This window comes from Mesorhizobium sp. M0500 (assembly GCF_040321165.1).
Lineage (GTDB): Bacteria > Pseudomonadota > Alphaproteobacteria > Rhizobiales > Rhizobiaceae > Mesorhizobium.
In genome coordinates this window covers 48009-64539 of sequence record NZ_JAMYRB010000010.1, presented here as the reverse complement: position 1 = coordinate 64539, position 16531 = coordinate 48009, and the positions used below count along the sequence as shown (strand labels likewise).

Here is a 16531-nt window from a genome sequence, read left to right as displayed (position 1 = left end):
TTAAACTCGCCCCAGAAAGATCTGCTCGATAACAGGAGAGGTTGCGCTCCCCTTCGATGCGCCAAGTGTAGAATGAACGTGTGAGATCGCGTAGCAGCGTTCCGCGCGTGGATAGCGCTCACGCATCATAGTCAAGATGTCGAAGCCGGCTTTGCAAACGAGACCGTTTGTCGGATAGCTAAGCACCAGGTCCGCGCCTATTGATGCTGCTGCGCTGATTATCCCCTTAATCGCCTTTGGAGCCAACGACTTGACGGAGAAGGGTGTCCGATACCTGTCCGGTCTATAGAGGCCTGCACCCGTGACAGAGGGGTAGTCATACTTTATCAATGTCTCAAGAAGGTGATAATATCGAGAGTATTGATCGTCGGTGTAAGGCGGATCAGCATATATAACCGAAGGCCGATCTTTTTTCTTTTTAAATGACCTTATCAGCGAAACGCTATCTCGATTAAAACTGCGATTGTTCTGGCGCCAGGATGCAGTACCTACTGGGCGCAAACCTTCTATCGCAGTTAGGAATTCGAGCCATATCGATCGCCGCCTCTGGCGGAGAAAGACACGGAAAGATCCCTCCTTTGGCTTCAAGAACTGTGCAAAATGGCCGGTAGAATTCGATACCCGCAGCATCGCTCTCCCGAGAGCAATCAATGCCCATCGATGTTGATCAGTATTAAGGAATCCCTCAGAGTGCGCCTTGAATGCGCTGAAGAGTATGGAATCTAATTCCATTGCTTGCCCAAGTCCAAAAAATGAATCCGAATAGGTTTTGGAAAATAGAGAATATTCCAAGCGACGGGGGCTAGAGAGACAGAAATTGAGTGATTCCTTGAAGCACTGATACTTTTCGACAAAATCAGCAAACTCAGAAGCCTGAAGAAGGGAGTCTTCTTTTGAGAGAGCGTCAACAAAGGAAGATCGCAGACGAGTGAACTGGATGTCGTAGTGGTGGAACAGTCGATCTGAAATGTTAGCGGAAGTCAGGGACGGATCGGCAGCGGCAAACATAGCTGTCCCCACTTCGTATGCAAATGCCTGAATATCATTAATCCAAACTGGCCGGGATTGGCCCACCGCTTCTCCGACTGAGCACATGCCAGAAAACGCGTCCAGCATTGGTCCACCTTGGGCCAACTGGACGACTCCTGCGACTGTGGGCGCAAGCTCTCGCTTCGTGCCCATGTAGCTAATGTTAACACCCATCCCCCAGCGCGTCCTTTGTTTTGGTTGGTATTGGAGCGGCTGCCGCTGCTCATGATATTTGCTTGCAGCAAAAGTTCAACTATCGATTAAAATTTGAGCTGGGCGACAGACTAGCTATCTTATTTGTGGAGATTTGCTGATGCTGGACGTTTCGATATCTTGTGGACGGGTCCGGTCGTTTGCAAAAGGAGAGCATCCCGATACATGTTGGCTAACACGCTCCTAGTAGACATAGCCCACCCTTGAGAACGCCCCGCCTTGCGATATCCTGCCCCCCGGCTTGGGAGACACCAAATGCGCTCCACTCTGGATCTCGTAGCCGCGATCGGCCTCGCCATCGGCGGCGCTTTCGGCCTTGCCGGCACCTTCGTGGCGAGCGCCGAGTTCCGCGAAATGCTCTGGACGATCGACGGCGTAGCGCTCGTGGTGGCGACCGCGCTGCTGACGATGAAATATCAGCGCCAGGGCAATGACTGCGTGGCGGCTGGATTTTTGACCTTTCTCGCCGGCGAAAGCCTGCTGCTCGCCGGCAATGCGGCGGGGCTTGAGGCCAGCGTGCCCTCCTATGTCGGCGGTATCTCGCTTTGGGCGGCGGCGCTGGTCATGGTCAGCGCGCCGAAAACCTTCGCGCTGTGGATGCGGCTTACCGCTGTCGTGGCGGCTGTGCTGTTCGTCGTGTCGGCCGGCCTGATCCTGTGGGGTGCGCCTTTGCTGCCGACCTCGGCGCCGCTGCCCGCTGCCGGATATCCCTTCCTGGTGCTCACATTCATCGGCTGGATCTGGACGCTGCTGAAGCCCAGCCGGTGAGGCCAGTCGGACCGCCCCCTCTCCGGCCGCTTCGCGGCCACCTCCCACTGGGGGCGAGGACCCCAGGTCTTGTGAGGCTTCGGCGATTGGCATTTCCTCGCCCCACGAAGTGGGGAGAGGTGGTTTGCGAAGCAAACCGGAGAGGGGTCTTCCTTGGCAACGCTGCGCCTTTCGCGATGTGCAAATGGCGCACCCCCTTCCACCCATCCCGCCGCCATGCCATGTTCCCCCTCGCGGCCGGGCAGGCCGCTTCATTCCGGGGGGAAATCATCATGTCGTCCTACGCTTTCGCGCGCCGCGTCGCCGCGTCGCTGTTCATTGTCACGCTGTTTGCGCCCGTCGCGCATGCCGGCGATGTCACCTTCGAGATCAAGAACAGCCATCCGAACGCCATGCGCGTCGAGCTCTACAGCCAGGACCGCGATCATGTCTGGCCGGGCAACAATCAGGATTACTATCTCAACGACGGCGAGACCAAGGCGATCCCGCTGTCCTGCAGTGACGGCGAATCGATCTGCTACGGCGCCTGGGTCGATGGTGACGAGAATACCTATTGGGGCGTCGGCCCCGGCAATACGGAAAAGTGCGACGATTGCTGCTACACCTGCAGTGGCGGCGAGACCGAGGAAATCGATCTGGTTCCGTGAGTTGCCCGTCTCCCTCTTGTTGGGAGGCAATCGCGTATGGGCAAGTGCCCCCTCACCCGGATTGCCAACCGAATTGCGAAGGCGGGGCAATCCGACCTCTCCCCGAGGGGAGAGGAGGTCGCCTGCGCTGCGCCAGGCTCTTCTCCCCGGCGGGAAGAAGGTGGCCGCCCACGAGTCTGCCTCCTCAGCCCGAGGGCAGGCTCCGCGGCCGGGGGACTTCATAGGCGATTGCTCCATCCTTGGGGAGAAGCCAGCACAAAGCGGGCAGGGGCGTCCCGCCAACGTCAGGCCGGCAACGCCGGAATTTCAAAGCTGAAACAAAAAACCCGCCTCGGCAGGCGGGTCGTTGGAGCCAATTGGCACCATACGCAAATTAGTAGCATAGCTGCCGGCACAAAGCAAGAACAAAATGTGGTGCTGCGAGCAAAAAATGGGAATTCCCTTACCGCCGCGCCCGAGGTCGGCCCTCACGAGGGGGAGAATGCTGCCTTGACGTCGTCGTGACTGTCGCCATAGCGTAGTCCGACAGGAGATCCCACCCATGGCAGTGGTCGAAGGCGAGAACATCGACATCGGCTTTTCGGGAAAACGCTGCATCCATTCGCGCAACTGCGTGCTGGGCGATCCGCATGTCTTCGTGCCCAACGCGCCCGGCCAGTGGATCCACCCCGAGGCGGCCAGCGTCGAGAAGATCGTGGCGCTCGCCGAAGCCTGCCCGTCCGGCGCCATCACCTATGTCCGCAAGGATGGCGGGCCGCAGGAAAGGCCGCCGGCGGTCAACATTGTGCGCATAAGGGAAAACGGTCCGCTGGCGGTCCATGCCGAGATCGTCTTGGGCGGCGAAACGTTTTACCGCGCCACGCTCTGCCGCTGCGGCGCCTCGGAAAACAAGCCGTTCTGCGATGGTAGCCACACCAAATCGGGCTTCACCGCCACCGGCGAGCCGGCGCTGAAGGACACGCCGGCGCTGGAGGTGCGGAATGGCCCGCTGACCGTCACACCGACGACCAACGGCCCGCTCAAGCTCGAAGGCAATGTCGAAATCGTCACCGGCACCGGCCACACGGTCGACCGTACGCAACGCGCCTTCCTCTGCCGCTGCGGCCACTCCGCCAACAAGCCGTTTTGCGATGGCTCGCATAAGCGCGTGGGGTTTGTGGGGTAGCCTAGCGATCTCCCCCCTTGAGGGGGAGATGTCGCCGAAGGCGACAGAGGGGGGTCGGTACGTCCTGACGCCAATGCCATCGCGGCCAGAGAATGCCGGGGCTCCACGCGAGACGACCCCCTCTGGCCTGCCGGCCATCTCCCCCTCGAGGGGGGAGATTACGCTGCCTTGGCCCAGCGCTCGTGCCTTTATCGGCCCGTTCATATCGGCTAAGGGCGGGGCAAGAGAATTCTCCGGACCCGCCAATGACCGCCAAGACCAAATCGCCACCCCTATTCCTCGGCATCGACACCGGCGGCACCTATACCGACGCCGTGCTGTGGTCGGAGGCCGGCGGGCCAAGCGGAAAGGTGCTGGCCAAGGCCAAGGCGCTGACCACGCGCCATGATCTGGCGGTCGGCATCTCCGGCGCGGTCGATGCGGTGCTCGAAATGGCCGGCACCGACCCGGCAGCGATCAAACTGGTGTCGATGTCGACGACGCTTGCCACCAATGCGCTGGTCGAGGGCCAGGGCGGCCGCGTGGCGCTGGTGATGATCGGCTTTGCCGAGGGCGACCTTGCCCGCGACGGGCTGAAGGCGGCGCTTGGCACCGATCCCGTGGTGTTCTGCCCCGGCGGCCACGATGTCCACGGCAATGCGGCAAAGCTCGATCTGTCCGGGCTGGAGGCAGCTTTGCCGGAACTGGAAAAGTCGGTGTCCGGCTTTGCCGTCTGCGCCTATTTCGCCACCCGCAACCCGGCGCATGAGCTAAACGCGCGGAACCTGATCCGCGACAGGACCGGCCTGCCGGTCACCGCCAGCCACGAACTGTCGGCCAAGCTCGGCGGCCCGCGCCGGGCGCTGACGACATTGCTCAACGCCAGGCTGATCTCGATGATCGACCGGCTGGTCGCGGCAACCGAAGGCTTTTTGGCCGCGCGCAACATCGCCGCCCCGCTGATGGTGGTGCGCGGCGACGGCGCTTTGGTCTCGGCCGCCTTTGCCCGCCAGCGGCCGATCGAGACCATCCTGTCCGGCCCCGCCGCCAGCCTCGTCGGTGCCCGCCACATGACCGGCCTCGACGATGCCGTGGTCTCCGATATCGGCGGCACCACCACCGACGTCGCCGTGCTCGACAAGGGCCGGCCGCGGCTCGATCCGGAAGGCGCCACCGTCGGCGGGTTCCGCACCATGGTCGAGGCCGTCGCCATGCGCACCTTTGGCCTCGGCGGCGATTCCGAAGTGGCGCTGGAGGACGGCGCGCTCAATCCGAGAATCCTGCTCGGCCCGCGCCGCCTGGTGCCGCTGGCGCTGGCCGGCTTGATGCATGGCGAGGCCGTCACGGCGGAGCTCGAGCGCCAGCTGCGCGCGCCCAATCCCGGCCGCATGGATGGCCGGCTGGCGGTGCGCACCGGCGTGCCGGAGCGGCTTGCGGCCGGACTGACCGGCGCCGAAGCCAAGCTTTACGAGCTGATCGGCGCCGTGCCGCAGGCTCTCGACAGATTGCTGACCTCGAACGCCCAGAACGCCACCTTGAACCGGCTGGTATCGCGCGGGCTGGTGCATGTCGCCGGCTTCACGCCGTCGGACGCGGCGCATGTGCTGGGCAGGCAGGCCAATTGGGATGCGGCCGCGGCGCGTCTGGGTGCCGAGCTGTTCGCGCGCAGGCGTGACGGCCGCGGCCAGTTCATCGCCGCCTCGCCGGAGGCGATCTCGGAACGGGTGCTGACCGCGCTGACCCGCCTGTCGGCCGAAGTCATCCTCGAAACCGCCTTCGCCGAGGACGGGCTGGATGGCGCGGCGACCGTCGCCCATGCCCTGGTCCAGCGCGCCGTCGACGCGCATCCTGGCATCGCCCGCTTGAGCGTCGCGCTCGACCGTCCGGTGATCGGCCTCGGCGCCTCGGCGCCGCTGCACTATGCCGGCCTGGCCGAGCTGGTCGGCAATCGATGCATGGTGCCGCAGGATACCGATGTCGCCAACGCGCTCGGCGCCGTCGTCGGCCAGGTCCGGGTATCGGCCGAGGCGCGGGTCAGCCAGCCCAAGGAAGGGCTGTTCCGCGTTGCCTCAGGTGAAAGCGTGCGCGATTTCAACGACGAGGCGGCGGCAATCGCCGCGGCGGAGAAAGATGTGCGGGCGATTGCCGCCGGGCGGGCTAAGGACGCCGGCACCGACAGTGCCGAGATCGAAATCGCCAGCGAGTTCCGAGTCTCCACCGTAGAGGGCCAGCGCATGTTCATCGAGGCGCATGTCGTGGCGGTGGCGTCGGGACGGCCAAGGATTGCGGTGTGAGCGCGTAATCTCCCCCCTTGAGGGGGAGATGTCGCCGAAGGCGACAGAGGGGGTCGCCTCGCATGAAGCGCGACGCGATTTGGTGCAAAGAAGAGGTTGCACTCCACGCGAGGCGACCCCCTCTGGCCTGCCGGCCATCTCCCCCTCAAGGGGGGAGATCGGCAGCGAAAACGCCCTACCTTCACCCTAAGCTGAATTGACCCTGCCACCGTGACATGCCAAAGGCCCGGCCTAGCCGTTCGCCTTGGAGAAGCCCTGATGACCGATCGCGTCGAGATCGCCGGATTGCGGATTGCCCGCGAGCTTCATGATTTTGTCGTGAACGAGGCGCTGCCGGGCACCGGCATCGAGGCGGAGGCATTCTGGAGCGGTTTTTCGGCGATCGTCCATGATCTCTCGCCAAAAAACCGGGCGCTGCTCGAAAAGCGCGATGCCATGCAGGACAAGCTCGACCGCTGGTATCGCGACAATGGCGCGCCCGTCGACATGGAGGCCTACAAGACGTTCCTCCGCGAGATCGGCTATCTCCTGCCCGAGGGGCCGGCGTTCAGCGTGACCACCGAAAATGTCGACCCGGAAATCGCTTTGGTTGCCGGGCCGCAGCTGGTGGTGCCGGTGATGAACGCGCGTTATGCGCTGAACGCCGCCAATGCGCGCTGGGGCTCGCTGTACGATGCGCTCTACGGAACCGACGCCATCCCGGAGACGGACGGCGCCGAGCGAGGCAACAAATTCAATCCGGCGCGCGGCGCCAAGGTCGTCGCCTGGGTGAAAAGCTTCTTCGACGAGGCGGTGCCGCTCACCACAGGCAAATGGGCCGGCGTCAACGGGCTTTCGGTCGCCAACGGCATGTTGCGGCTCGGCGAGGGTGCCGGCGCCACCACGCTTGCCGACCTCAGACAGTTTGCCGGCTATCGCGGCGATGCCGCCGACCCCGAAGCCGTCCTGCTGGTCAAGAACGGCCTGCACATCGAAATCGTCATCGACCGCAACAACCAGATCGGCCGCACCGATCCGGCCGGCATTGCCGACGTCGTGCTGGAATCGGCGCTGACCACCATCCAGGACTGCGAGGATTCGGTCGCCGCTGTGGATGCGCAGGACAAGGTCCTGGTCTACCGCAACTGGCTCGGCCTGATGAAGGGCGACTTGGCGGAGGAGATCACCAAGGCCGGCAAGAGCTTTGTCCGGAGGCTCAACCCCGACCGCGCCTACACCGCGCCCGATGGCGGCATGCTGACCTTGCCCGGCCGCTCGCTGATGCTGGTCAGGAATGTCGGCCACCTTATGACCAATCCGGCGATATCGGATCGCGACGGCAACGAGGTGCCGGAAGGCATTATGGATGCGGCGCTGACGGCGCTGATCGCGCTGCATGACATCGGCGTGAACGGCCGCCGCGCCAATTCTCGCGCCGGCTCGATGTACATCGTAAAGCCCAAGATGCACGGGCCCGACGAAGTTGCCTTCGCCGTCGAGATTTTCGACCGCGTCGAGGCGCTGCTCGGCGTGCCCAAAAACACCCTCAAGATGGGCATCATGGACGAGGAGCGGCGCACCACCGTCAACCTCAAGGAGGCGATCCGCGCCGCGAAAGAACGCGTCGTCTTCATCAACACCGGCTTCCTCGATCGCACCGGCGACGAGATACACACCTCGATGGAAGCCGGCCCGATGATCCGCAAGGGCGACATGAAGCAGGCCGCCTGGATTGCCGCCTACGAAGCCTGGAACGTCGACATCGGGCTGGAATGTGGGTTGGCCGGCCACGCCCAGATAGGCAAGGGCATGTGGGCGATGCCCGACCTGATGGCGGCGATGCTGGCCGAGAAAATCGCGCATCCCAAGGCCGGCGCCAACACCGCCTGGGTGCCGTCGCCGACGGCGGCAACCCTGCACGCCACGCACTACCACAAGGTCGATGTCCACGCCGTCCAGGCGGCGCTGAAGAGCCGCCCCAAGGCGAAACTGGACGACATCCTGTCGGTGCCGGTAGCAAGGCGGCCGAACTGGTCGCCTGAAGACGTCCAGAAGGAGCTCGACAACAACGCGCAAGGCATTCTGGGCTATGTCGTGCGCTGGATCGACCAGGGCGTCGGCTGTTCGAAAGTGCCGGACATAAACGACGTCGGTCTGATGGAGGACCGCGCCACGCTGCGCATCTCCTCGCAGCACATCGCCAACTGGCTGCATCACGGCGTCTGCACGCCCGAGCAGGTCATGGAGACGATGAAACGCATGGCGGCGATCGTCGACCGCCAGAACCAAGGCGATCCGCTCTACCGGCCGATGGCGCCGGATTTCGACAAGTCCATCGCCTTCCTCGCCGCCTGTGACCTCGTCTTCAAAGGCCGCGTGCAACCCAACGGCTACACCGAGCCAGTGCTGCACGCACGGCGGCTGGAGCTGAAGGCAAAGCAGGGCACCTGAAGCGAAGGCATGGGAGTCGGTGTCCCCCTCCCCCTTGAGGGGAGGGTGGCCCGAAGGGCCGGGAGGGGTCCTGCAAGAATTGCGCCGACTCCCATTCCAGCGACAAGAACGGGATTGTCTTGGCGACCAATACTCGGTGCCATCTTGATCTGCGCATATCGTGCAGACGTTAAAGGCAGAGCACGTCGCCGGCAACCCCACCCGGCCGCTTCGCGGCCACCCTCCCCCCAAGGGGGAGGGGAACGTCACGCCGCTTGTGCCATCCGTTCCGAGCTCATGCGGTAGGAAATCGCTTCGGCCAGATGGATGCGGCCGACCGTCTCGCTGGCCTCGAGATCGGCCAGGGTCCGCGCCACCTTCAGGACGCGGTGATAGGCCCGCGCGGAAAAGCCAAGCTTTTCGCTGGCGTCCCTGAGCAGAGACAGGCCGGCGGCATCGGGCATGGCGATCTCCTCGATGACTGACGGCGAGCAATGGGCGTTGGTGGTGGCGGTCGCGCCGAGCCGCTCGAAGCGCTCGCGCTGGATCGTACGGGCGCGGGCAACACGTAGTGCGACGGCGGCACTTTTCTCCGCCCGGTCCGGCCGGATCAGATCGCTGGCCGAGACCGCCGGCACCTCGATCCTGAGATCGATGCGATCGAGCAGCGGGCCGGAAATGCGCGCCTGGTAGTCGGTGCGGCAGCGATCGCCGCGTAGACAGCGATAGCCCGGCTCGCCGGCCATGCCGCAACGGCACGGGTTCATCGCCGCGACCAGTTGGATACGCGCCGGATAGGTGACGCGATGATTGGCGCGCGCGATCATGCAGTCGCCGGTCTCGAGCGGCTGGCGCAGTGCATCGAGCGCCTGCGGCGAGAATTCGGGGAACTCGTCGAGGAACAGCACGCCGTGATGGGCAAGCGAGGCCTCGCCCGGCCGCACGCGCAGACCGCCGCCGACCATCGCCGCCATCGAGGCCGAATGATGTGGCGCGCGGAACGGCCGCCGGTCGGTGAGTTTTCCTTCGCCGAGTTCGCCGGCCACCGAGGCGATCATCGAGACTTCGAGCAATTCCCTGGGCGCCAGCGGCGGCAGGATCGACGGCAGCCGCTGCGCCAGCATCGACTTTCCCGACCCCGGCGGTCCGACCATCAGAAGATTGTGGCCGCCGGCCGCCGCCACCTCCAGCGCCCGCTTGGCGGTCTCCTGGCCCTTGATGTCGGCAAGGTCGGGCAGGTCGCGCGCCGAGGCATGGATGCCGGCTTCCGGCCGCGACAGAACCTGCGTGCCGCGAAAATGATTGGCGATGGCGATCAGGCTGCGCGGCGCCAATATGTCGAAATCCTTGCCGGCCCAGGCCGCTTCCGGCCCGCAGGCGAACGGGCAGATCAAGCCCTTGCCTTCGGCATTGGCACCGATTGCCGCCGGCAGCGCGCCAGCCACCGCGGCGATGGTGCCGTCGAGCGACAATTCGCCAAGCACGACATAGCCGGCCAGCATGTCGCCCGGAATGGCGCCGAGCGCCGCCATCAGCCCGAGCGCGATCGGCAAATCGTAGTGGCTGCCTTCCTTGGGCAGGTCGGCGGGCGCCAGATTGACGGTGACCTTCTTCGACGGCATCGACAGGCCGGATGCATGAAGTGCTGCCTGCACCCGCTCGCGGCTTTCGGCTACGGCCTTGTCGGCCAGCCCGACGATGTGCATGTTGACCTTGCCCGGCGCGATCATCACCTGCACGTCGACCGGCACGGCCTCGATGCCCTGGAAAGCAACCGTGCGAACCCGCGCCACCATGTCTTCACCCCGGATGCAGGCTTTTGCCCCAAGCCTTTGCGATCATGCCGCGAACGGCGTCACCCGAGACAACCACAGATTTCCGGCGAAGGGCGATTATATATTTGACAAACCCGGCAGAAAGGTAGGAATATGATCCTCGACAGGCCGGCAACTCATTCCGCACCAAGGAACCGCGATCAAGCGCCCGCGTTGGGGCGGATGGATCAGGACATCCAAAGCCTGCACAGGTCATTCGGGCTTGAACTAGACATGCCCATGGATGCTGGGATAGCGCCCTACGTGCACGTCTTGCGGCGGGAAGGGGTTGAGACCTCAGAATCGTGCGAAGGCGGGAACGGTCACGTATTCGCCGAGCCGACTATTCGCTTCTTTGGCGGAAGAGGGGAAGGTTTCAGAGCCTTCGCTATAGCGGCGGCACATGGCCTGCCGGTGTCGTGCGTACGCCGCATCTGGACCGTTGACGATGGCGAGCTAACAGGGCCTCTTTGGGAAATGGTGTTCTCCAAAAAGGCCCTGTCCTGATCAAGACAAGCGCTTGCAGTGATCGCACTTCGGCAAGCCGCCGGTGCCGGAAACCCGGTTCTTCGTTTCGATGTTGTTTCCTTCCGTGCACTGGTTGTTATCGTGGTGCACGCTTGTACCGACAAGTTTTGAATGGAAGGCTAGGACTTTTGACATTGCTTTCTCCGAATCGACTGTGTTTCTAACCCAACGATATCTAGCAGAAAGACTCCAGAGAGTCCGCTTTGCGGCTGTTCTTGGCTAATGTTTTTGAAGCGGACCTATGTTGCACCGCATGGTAAAAGGGTGCGCTGCAATATTTTGTATCCCTAGATGACGATTAAACCGAACTTGCGCTGGCCCATCTGCACCTCTAAGGTGTTCTTTGGGTCTAAAGCCGGGGGGCAGTCATGGCCATTCGTCGTCTGTGCGTTGTCGCTCTTGGCGTAACGTCATTCTTTGGTTGCGCTCATGCCCAGCAATCCTGCGATCCAAACTACACAGGCGCTTGCGTCCCCATAGCCAGCGATGTCGATTGTTCATCCGGGAGCGGCAATGGCCCAGCATATGTAAGGGGACCGGTCACTGTCGTAGGTGCAGATATCTATGATCTCGACCGAGACCACGACGGGATAGGCTGCGAAAGGGGCTAGAACTCCTGCCTACCCAGCCGTAGGGGAATGGCTAGGGCGCGTGGATAAACGGCCTTTTCCCACAGAAAGAACGAAAACCGAACAGATTCATCTCACAAGCCCCGGAGTCCGCGTTGACTCGAGGCCGGGGCTCACCGATGTTCAACCTGTTTGTTTGTGGTCTGATTCGTGGTCACAAATAGATAAGACCGGTTCAGTGATCAGACTGAACCGGCCTTGGATGTAACCGCCGGTGAGGGCGGAAATTTGTGGACCACGACGGGACAATTGTCGCGTTCGCGGCACAAGTCAAGCCCTTGCCGGCTATTTCGAAAGGAATAGCCATCATGGCTACCAAAGCAGACGAGCCTTGCTACAGGCTCACATTCGAAGACGCCGTTCTGGTTCATATGAGAATCTTGAATGGCGAATTTCAGAGCCGCATTGCGGCTTCGTTCGATACCAATGGCGGGCGTGTTTCCGAGGTAAATACGGGAAAACGTCATCCCGGTAGCCGCGCCGAAGCTGTCAGGCGGTTGAACTCCTAAAGGCAAGAAGGCGGCGGGCGGTTACGACTTCCCGCCGCTTTCCTTAGCCGACTTCTGATCTTTGGGCGGCGGCGACTTCGCCACCTTCTTCAACACGCGGTCAAAGGCTTCCTCTGATTGGTCGGTTTGTAGTTCGCGGGCCGCCTCGCGAAATTTGTCGATCTGCTTCGGTTCTGTTTTCAGGTTTTGTTTTGACAATTCTCGGTCCTCTTGACTGGCACCGGTTCGCCTATGGCGATTTCACTGACCCGGTGAGGGTTAGTCGCCTTGACGCTCGCCTGGTTCGCATGTTGAGCGCCAGCGATGATCGCGTCATGATCCATCCGCAGTATGCACCAAAGTTGGTGTTCAAGCACGGCATGTTGCCGATGCATTTGCCGCTACTTCCTCTTTGCGTTGAATTGGGAACCGTGCTTTGCACCAAAGACGGCGCCCTATCCTTTTTCTATGACGAACAGGTGGTGTTCGGGAAGCTGTTCCACCTTGCCATAAAGACCACAGGCGAGCGTCATGAACTATGGGTTATGACGTTCCACAAGATCGACAATTCCGACTACAAACGCCGCCTGAAGCGCGGGGAACTGTTGCGAGTCCAAGACTAAAAAGGGGCACCATGAGCGCCCCTTTTTTTGCGAGGTGAGGACTCCAAAGCAATCCCTCACATAGCCCCCGTCCACGCTTCCAAACAAACGGGTTACGGCATGGAGATTCACCGCGTCACTCGCCCAAATAATATAGGGCAAGTGGGTTGCGAAATCCACACCTTAAAAATACAGCAAAATCAACGTTTGTATCGCTTCCGAAACGGTTCGCCTTTCCAAAGGGGTAGCTTCAATTGGACCGGCTTCCGGTAGTGATCCTTCTTCGCATCAAGCAGGCTGTCGATACGTCAGCCGCTTGCCCTTGGCCCCTTTCAAGGCAATGAGCGACCGCACGTTGTCCTCAACGCCCATGGCCGAACGGTTCGAATAGCGGAAATCGAACTCTGCCAGATAGCGGTGCAGATGGTGCTCGGCGCAATGCTGATAGACGCCCTTCATGCCGCGCTTGAAGATCGAATAGAAGCCTTCCACGGTGTTGGTGTGGACCATGCCGCGAACGTATTCCTCGCGACCGTGATTGATTTTGCCGTGCGCCGCGAACTCAGGGCCGATGTTGTCGTAAACGCGGGCCTCGTCCGACATGAAGACGCTTTCCTTGTGGATGTTGGCGTTGACGATCGGCAAGACGCGGGCAACCGTGGCGCTGTCGATATGGAACGAGCGGGCAATGCCGCCCCGCTCCACAAACGTAAGCACGGTATTCTTGTGAGCCGCGCCGGTCCTCTGCTTGGGAACGCCAGCAAGGCGGCCAATGTAGGTTTCATCGACTTCAACGAACTTGCCGTTGCCGCCCATGGGCGTGAAGTCATCCGAACGCATGGCCTCGCGAATGCGGTGCGACAGGAACCACGCCGTCTTGTAGGTGCATTCCAGAACGCGGTGGAGCTGGTGCGAGGAAATGCCCTTCTTTGACGAGCACATGAGGTGGATGGCCTGCAACCACTTATGCAGCGGCAAATGGCTTTCCTCGAAGATCGTGCCCATGCGAACCGTGAACTGGGCACGGCAGGCCGAGCACTTGTATAGGCCGTGACGCTCAACGCCGTTCGGGTTCTTCTTCGAAGGCTTGGAGCGAACGCCAGCCAGCTTGTAGTGCTTGTCCATTGATCCGCAGTGATGGCAGACCGGACCCTGCGGCCACAGCATACCCTCTACATGCTCAAATGCGGCGGCCTCGTTATGGAAATAGGGGCGGGACAGAACGGACATGGCGATAACTCCTTGGAATTGTTATCGCTCATCCAGTTGGGTTTGTCAAATATATAATCGCCCGGCGAAGGCAAGAACATTTGGGGAACAGCTGAGCGCAACGGCGGCAATGGTTTGCAACGCGGCCGCTCGCGAAGCGAGGCTAGTTGCGCTTCTCCTCCACGGCATCCCAGAACAGGCTGGCGATGTCGGCGCCGCCGAAGCGCTGCACTTCGCGTATGCCGGTCGGTGAGGTCACGTTGATCTCGGTCATGTAGTCGCCGATCACGTCGATGCCGACAAGGATGAAGCCGCGCTCCTTCAGCGCGGGGCCGATGCGGGCACAGATCTCGCGTTCGCGCACCGTCAGCTCGGTTTTTTCAGCGCGGCCGCCGACATGCATGTTGGAGCGCGAATCATGCTCGGCCGGTACCCGGTTGATGGCGCCGACCGGCTCGCCGTCGATCAGGATGATGCGCTTGTCCCCGGCCCGCACCTCTTTCAGATAGCGTTGCACGATGTAGGGTTCGCGGAACATCTGGCCGAACATTTCGAGCAGCGAGGCGAGATTGCGGTCGGCCTCGTGCAGGTGGAAGATGCCGGCGCCGCCATTGCCATAGAGCGGCTTGACGATGATGTCGCCGAACTCCTTGCGGAAGGCGGCGACCTCGAGCGGATCCTTGGTGATCAGCGTCGCCGGCATCAGGTCGGAAAATTCGGTGACGAAGATCTTTTCCGGGCTGTTGCGCACCCAGGCCGGGTCGTTGACCACCAGGGTCTTCGGATGGATGCGCTCGAGAATATGCGTGGTGGTGATGTAGTTCATGTCGAAGGGCGGATCCTGCCGCAAAAGGATGACGTCCATCTCCGAAAGATCGGTGCGGACTTCTTCGCCCAGCGAATAATGATTGCCCTTCTCGTCGCGAACCTGCATCGCCTCGATACGGGCAAACACCTTGCCGTCGCGCAGCGACAGCCGGTCGGGCGTGTAGTGGAACAGCCGGTGGCCGCGCCGCTGCGCTTCCAGCGACAGCGCAAACGACGTGTCGCCGGCTACCGACACGCTGGAGATGTGGTCCATCTGGACGGCGACTTTCAGGGGCATGGCAGCTCTCCGGCGCACTTGGAGCGATCCACTTGGACGCACAAAGTACGCTCCAACATTTTTTGAATCCATGCATCGTGCTTTCCGAAAATCGATTCCGATTTTTCGGGCCGATGCATCGACGACAGCGATATAAGGAAATCGGCGGCCTCTGCCAATCGGCCAAGGTCATGATGAGGCTGCGCTTCGCTTGGCGCAGATCCCAACGCGATGTGCCTTCAGCGGTCGAAGACCAGCTTGGAATAGCCGAGGAAGGACAGCGCCATGGCGACCAGCGAGGCGACCGCAAGGGCTATGAGCGGCGACACCATCGGCAGCGCGAACAGCATGGCGCAATAGACGAGATAATTGACGAGGCTGGTGGCAATGCCGACGCCGCCATAGCGTGCGCCCTCTTGCGCGACGCCGCGGCTGGAAGGCGAGAAGGTCAGATGGCGGTTGATCAGCCAGGTGACGGACAGGGCAAAACCGATCGAGATGATGCGGGCCGCCAAGGGCCCAAGCGGCGTTGTCGCCAGCACCAGCCAAAGCGCACCCGCGTCGGCGACGAAGCCGATGCCGCCGGCGACAATGAAGCGGGCGAGGCGTCCCATTTAGGCTCTAGGCCGCCCGCGGCGTCTTGCGCGGTCCGGCCTTCAAAGTCGCGAGCGCGCTTGCACGTTCGCGCTCGACGCGACCGGAAGGCATCGACAGATAGAAGATGCGCTTCTGCTCGGCGCGGCCGCGCGACACCGAATCGAGGATCACCCCGGTCACCGCCGCCAGCATCGACAGCAGCAGCAGCCCGACCGACAGAACCCAGGTCGGCATGCGCGGCACAAGCCCGGTTTCGGCGAACTCGATCAGCACCGGCGCCATCAGAAACAGGCTTGATGCCAGGAAGAACACCGAAAAAGCGCCGAAGAAACGCAGCGGCTGCGTCTCCTTCATCAGCATGGCGAACATCCACAGGATCTTCGCGCCGTCGCGAAAGGTCGATAGCTTCGACGAGGAGCCTTCCGGCCGGCGGCCATAGTCGAGTCCGATCTCGCTGACCGGCAATTTGAGCTGCGAGGCGTGCACCGACATTTCGGTCTCGATCTCGAAACCGCCGGAAACGGCGGGAAAACTCTTGACGAAGCGCCTGGTGAAGGCGCGGTAACCCGAGAAGATATCGGTAAAGTCCGAGCCGAACAAACGTTTGTAGAGGCTGTTGAAGATGCGGTTGCCGAAGGCGTGGCCTGTCCTGCCGGCGTCGTTGGCGACGCCGCGCCTGGTGCCCACCACCATGTCGGAGCGCTCGGTCAGCAGCGTGTTGATCAGTTGCGGCGCGTCCTCCGGCGCATAGGTGCCGTCGCCGTCGGCCATCAGGTAGATGTCAGCCTCGATGTCGGCGAACATGCGGCGTACGACATTGCCTTTGCCCTGGCGCGGCTCGCGCACCACGATGGCGCCGGCGGCGCGGGCTCGGAGCGCCGTCAGATCGCGCGAATTGTTGTCGTAGACATAGATCGCGGCGGCAGGCAGCGTTTCGCGAAAGCGCCGCACCACTTCGCCGATCGTCAGCTCCTCATTGTAGCAAGGCAGGAGCACGGCGATGCTCGGCTCATGGCGCACTTCTTGTGGCATTTTCGTCTCCAGATGCCCTGTGAGGCCCCTGACCGCTCAAGCGC

General features: G+C 62.1%; 13 protein-coding genes. 6 read left to right on the top strand and 7 right to left on the bottom strand.

The window, feature by feature from the left end; translation table 11 throughout:
• Window positions 1–1116 (bottom strand): DNA adenine methylase, encoded by a 1116-nt coding sequence (locus NKI70_RS19260; RefSeq protein ID WP_352724828.1) that lies wholly within the window; start codon window positions 1114–1116, stop codon window positions 1–3.
• 381 nt (window positions 1117–1497) lie between these two features.
• Between NKI70_RS19260 and NKI70_RS19255 the strand changes: the two genes are divergently transcribed.
• The 5 genes from NKI70_RS19255 (at window position 1498) to NKI70_RS19235 (ending at window position 8525) form a co-directional block, all read left to right on the top strand.
• On the top strand, window positions 1498–2010 hold the full coding sequence (locus NKI70_RS19255) for a hypothetical protein (RefSeq protein ID WP_352724827.1): 513 nt from the start codon (window positions 1498–1500) through the stop codon (window positions 2008–2010).
• A 272-nt stretch (window positions 2011–2282) separates the two neighbouring features.
• Window positions 2283–2657, top strand: a complete 375-nt coding sequence (locus NKI70_RS19250; RefSeq protein ID WP_352571556.1) for a hypothetical protein — start codon at window positions 2283–2285, stop codon at window positions 2655–2657.
• Between the two features lie 541 nt (window positions 2658–3198).
• A complete protein-coding gene (locus tag NKI70_RS19245) occupies window positions 3199–3822 on the top strand; it encodes a CDGSH iron-sulfur domain-containing protein (protein WP_352724826.1) in 624 nt (207 codons plus the stop codon).
• A 245-nt stretch (window positions 3823–4067) separates the two neighbouring features.
• Window positions 4068–6095 carry a hydantoinase/oxoprolinase N-terminal domain-containing protein gene (locus NKI70_RS19240; protein ID WP_352724825.1) on the top strand — a complete coding sequence of 676 codons (2028 nt, stop codon included), beginning with the start codon at window positions 4068–4070 and terminating at the stop codon, window positions 6093–6095.
• 258 nt (window positions 6096–6353) lie between these two features.
• A complete protein-coding gene (locus tag NKI70_RS19235) occupies window positions 6354–8525 on the top strand; it encodes a malate synthase G (protein ID WP_352724824.1) in 2172 nt (723 codons plus the stop codon).
• Window positions 8526–8770: 245 nt separating this feature from the next.
• Here NKI70_RS19235 and NKI70_RS19230 read toward each other — a convergent pair whose 3' ends face one another.
• Both NKI70_RS19230 and NKI70_RS19225 read right to left on the bottom strand, forming a co-directional pair.
• A complete protein-coding gene (locus tag NKI70_RS19230) occupies window positions 8771–10300 on the bottom strand; it encodes a YifB family Mg chelatase-like AAA ATPase (protein WP_352636259.1) in 1530 nt (509 codons plus the stop codon).
• Window positions 10301–12005: 1705 nt separating this feature from the next.
• Window positions 12006–12182, bottom strand: a complete 177-nt coding sequence (locus NKI70_RS19225) for a DNA-binding protein (RefSeq protein WP_352724823.1) — start codon at window positions 12180–12182, stop codon at window positions 12006–12008.
• A 92-nt stretch (window positions 12183–12274) separates the two neighbouring features.
• Here NKI70_RS19225 and NKI70_RS19220 point away from each other — a divergent pair, with 92 nt between their 5' ends.
• Window positions 12275–12586, top strand: a complete 312-nt coding sequence (locus NKI70_RS19220) for a hypothetical protein (protein ID WP_352724822.1) — start codon at window positions 12275–12277, stop codon at window positions 12584–12586.
• A 267-nt stretch (window positions 12587–12853) separates the two neighbouring features.
• Here NKI70_RS19220 and NKI70_RS19215 read toward each other — a convergent pair whose 3' ends face one another.
• The 4 genes from NKI70_RS19215 to NKI70_RS19200 all read right to left on the bottom strand — a co-directional run bounded on the left by NKI70_RS19215 (window position 12854) and on the right by NKI70_RS19200 (window position 16487).
• Window positions 12854–13795 (bottom strand): IS1595 family transposase, encoded by a 942-nt coding sequence (locus NKI70_RS19215; RefSeq protein WP_352724821.1) that lies wholly within the window; start codon window positions 13793–13795, stop codon window positions 12854–12856.
• Between the two features lie 142 nt (window positions 13796–13937).
• Window positions 13938–14879, bottom strand: a complete 942-nt coding sequence (gshB, locus tag NKI70_RS19210; RefSeq protein ID WP_352575276.1) for a glutathione synthase — start codon at window positions 14877–14879, stop codon at window positions 13938–13940.
• A 218-nt stretch (window positions 14880–15097) separates the two neighbouring features.
• Window positions 15098–15472, bottom strand: a complete 375-nt coding sequence (locus tag NKI70_RS19205; protein ID WP_352575274.1) for a GtrA family protein — start codon at window positions 15470–15472, stop codon at window positions 15098–15100.
• A 7-nt stretch (window positions 15473–15479) separates the two neighbouring features.
• Complete coding sequence (locus NKI70_RS19200; RefSeq protein WP_031212751.1) at window positions 15480–16487, bottom strand: glycosyltransferase; 1008 nt, start codon at window positions 16485–16487, stop codon at window positions 15480–15482.
• Window positions 16488–16531 lie beyond the last annotated feature (44 nt).

Excerpts from the sequence above, each read along its gene's own strand:
- NKI70_RS19260 (WP_352724828.1), bottom strand. The coding sequence starts at position 1,116 with ATGCTGGACGCGTTTTCTGGCATGTGCTCAGTCGGAGAAGCGGTGGGC.
- NKI70_RS19255 (WP_352724827.1), top strand. The coding sequence starts at position 1,498 with ATGCGCTCCACTCTGGATCTCGTAGCCGCGATCGGCCTCGCCATCGGC.
- NKI70_RS19250 (WP_352571556.1), top strand. The coding sequence starts at position 2,283 with ATGTCGTCCTACGCTTTCGCGCGCCGCGTCGCCGCGTCGCTGTTCATT.
- NKI70_RS19245 (WP_352724826.1), top strand. The coding sequence starts at position 3,199 with ATGGCAGTGGTCGAAGGCGAGAACATCGACATCGGCTTTTCGGGAAAA.
- NKI70_RS19240 (WP_352724825.1), top strand. The coding sequence starts at position 4,068 with ATGACCGCCAAGACCAAATCGCCACCCCTATTCCTCGGCATCGACACC.
- NKI70_RS19235 (WP_352724824.1), top strand. The coding sequence starts at position 6,354 with ATGACCGATCGCGTCGAGATCGCCGGATTGCGGATTGCCCGCGAGCTT.
- NKI70_RS19230 (WP_352636259.1), bottom strand. The coding sequence starts at position 10,300 with ATGGTGGCGCGGGTTCGCACGGTTGCTTTCCAGGGCATCGAGGCCGTG.
- NKI70_RS19215 (WP_352724821.1), bottom strand. The coding sequence starts at position 13,795 with ATGTCCGTTCTGTCCCGCCCCTATTTCCATAACGAGGCCGCCGCATTT.
- gshB (WP_352575276.1), bottom strand. The coding sequence starts at position 14,879 with ATGCCCCTGAAAGTCGCCGTCCAGATGGACCACATCTCCAGCGTGTCG.
- NKI70_RS19205 (WP_352575274.1), bottom strand. The coding sequence starts at position 15,472 with ATGGGACGCCTCGCCCGCTTCATTGTCGCCGGCGGCATCGGCTTCGTC.
- NKI70_RS19200 (WP_031212751.1), bottom strand. The coding sequence starts at position 16,487 with ATGCCACAAGAAGTGCGCCATGAGCCGAGCATCGCCGTGCTCCTGCCT.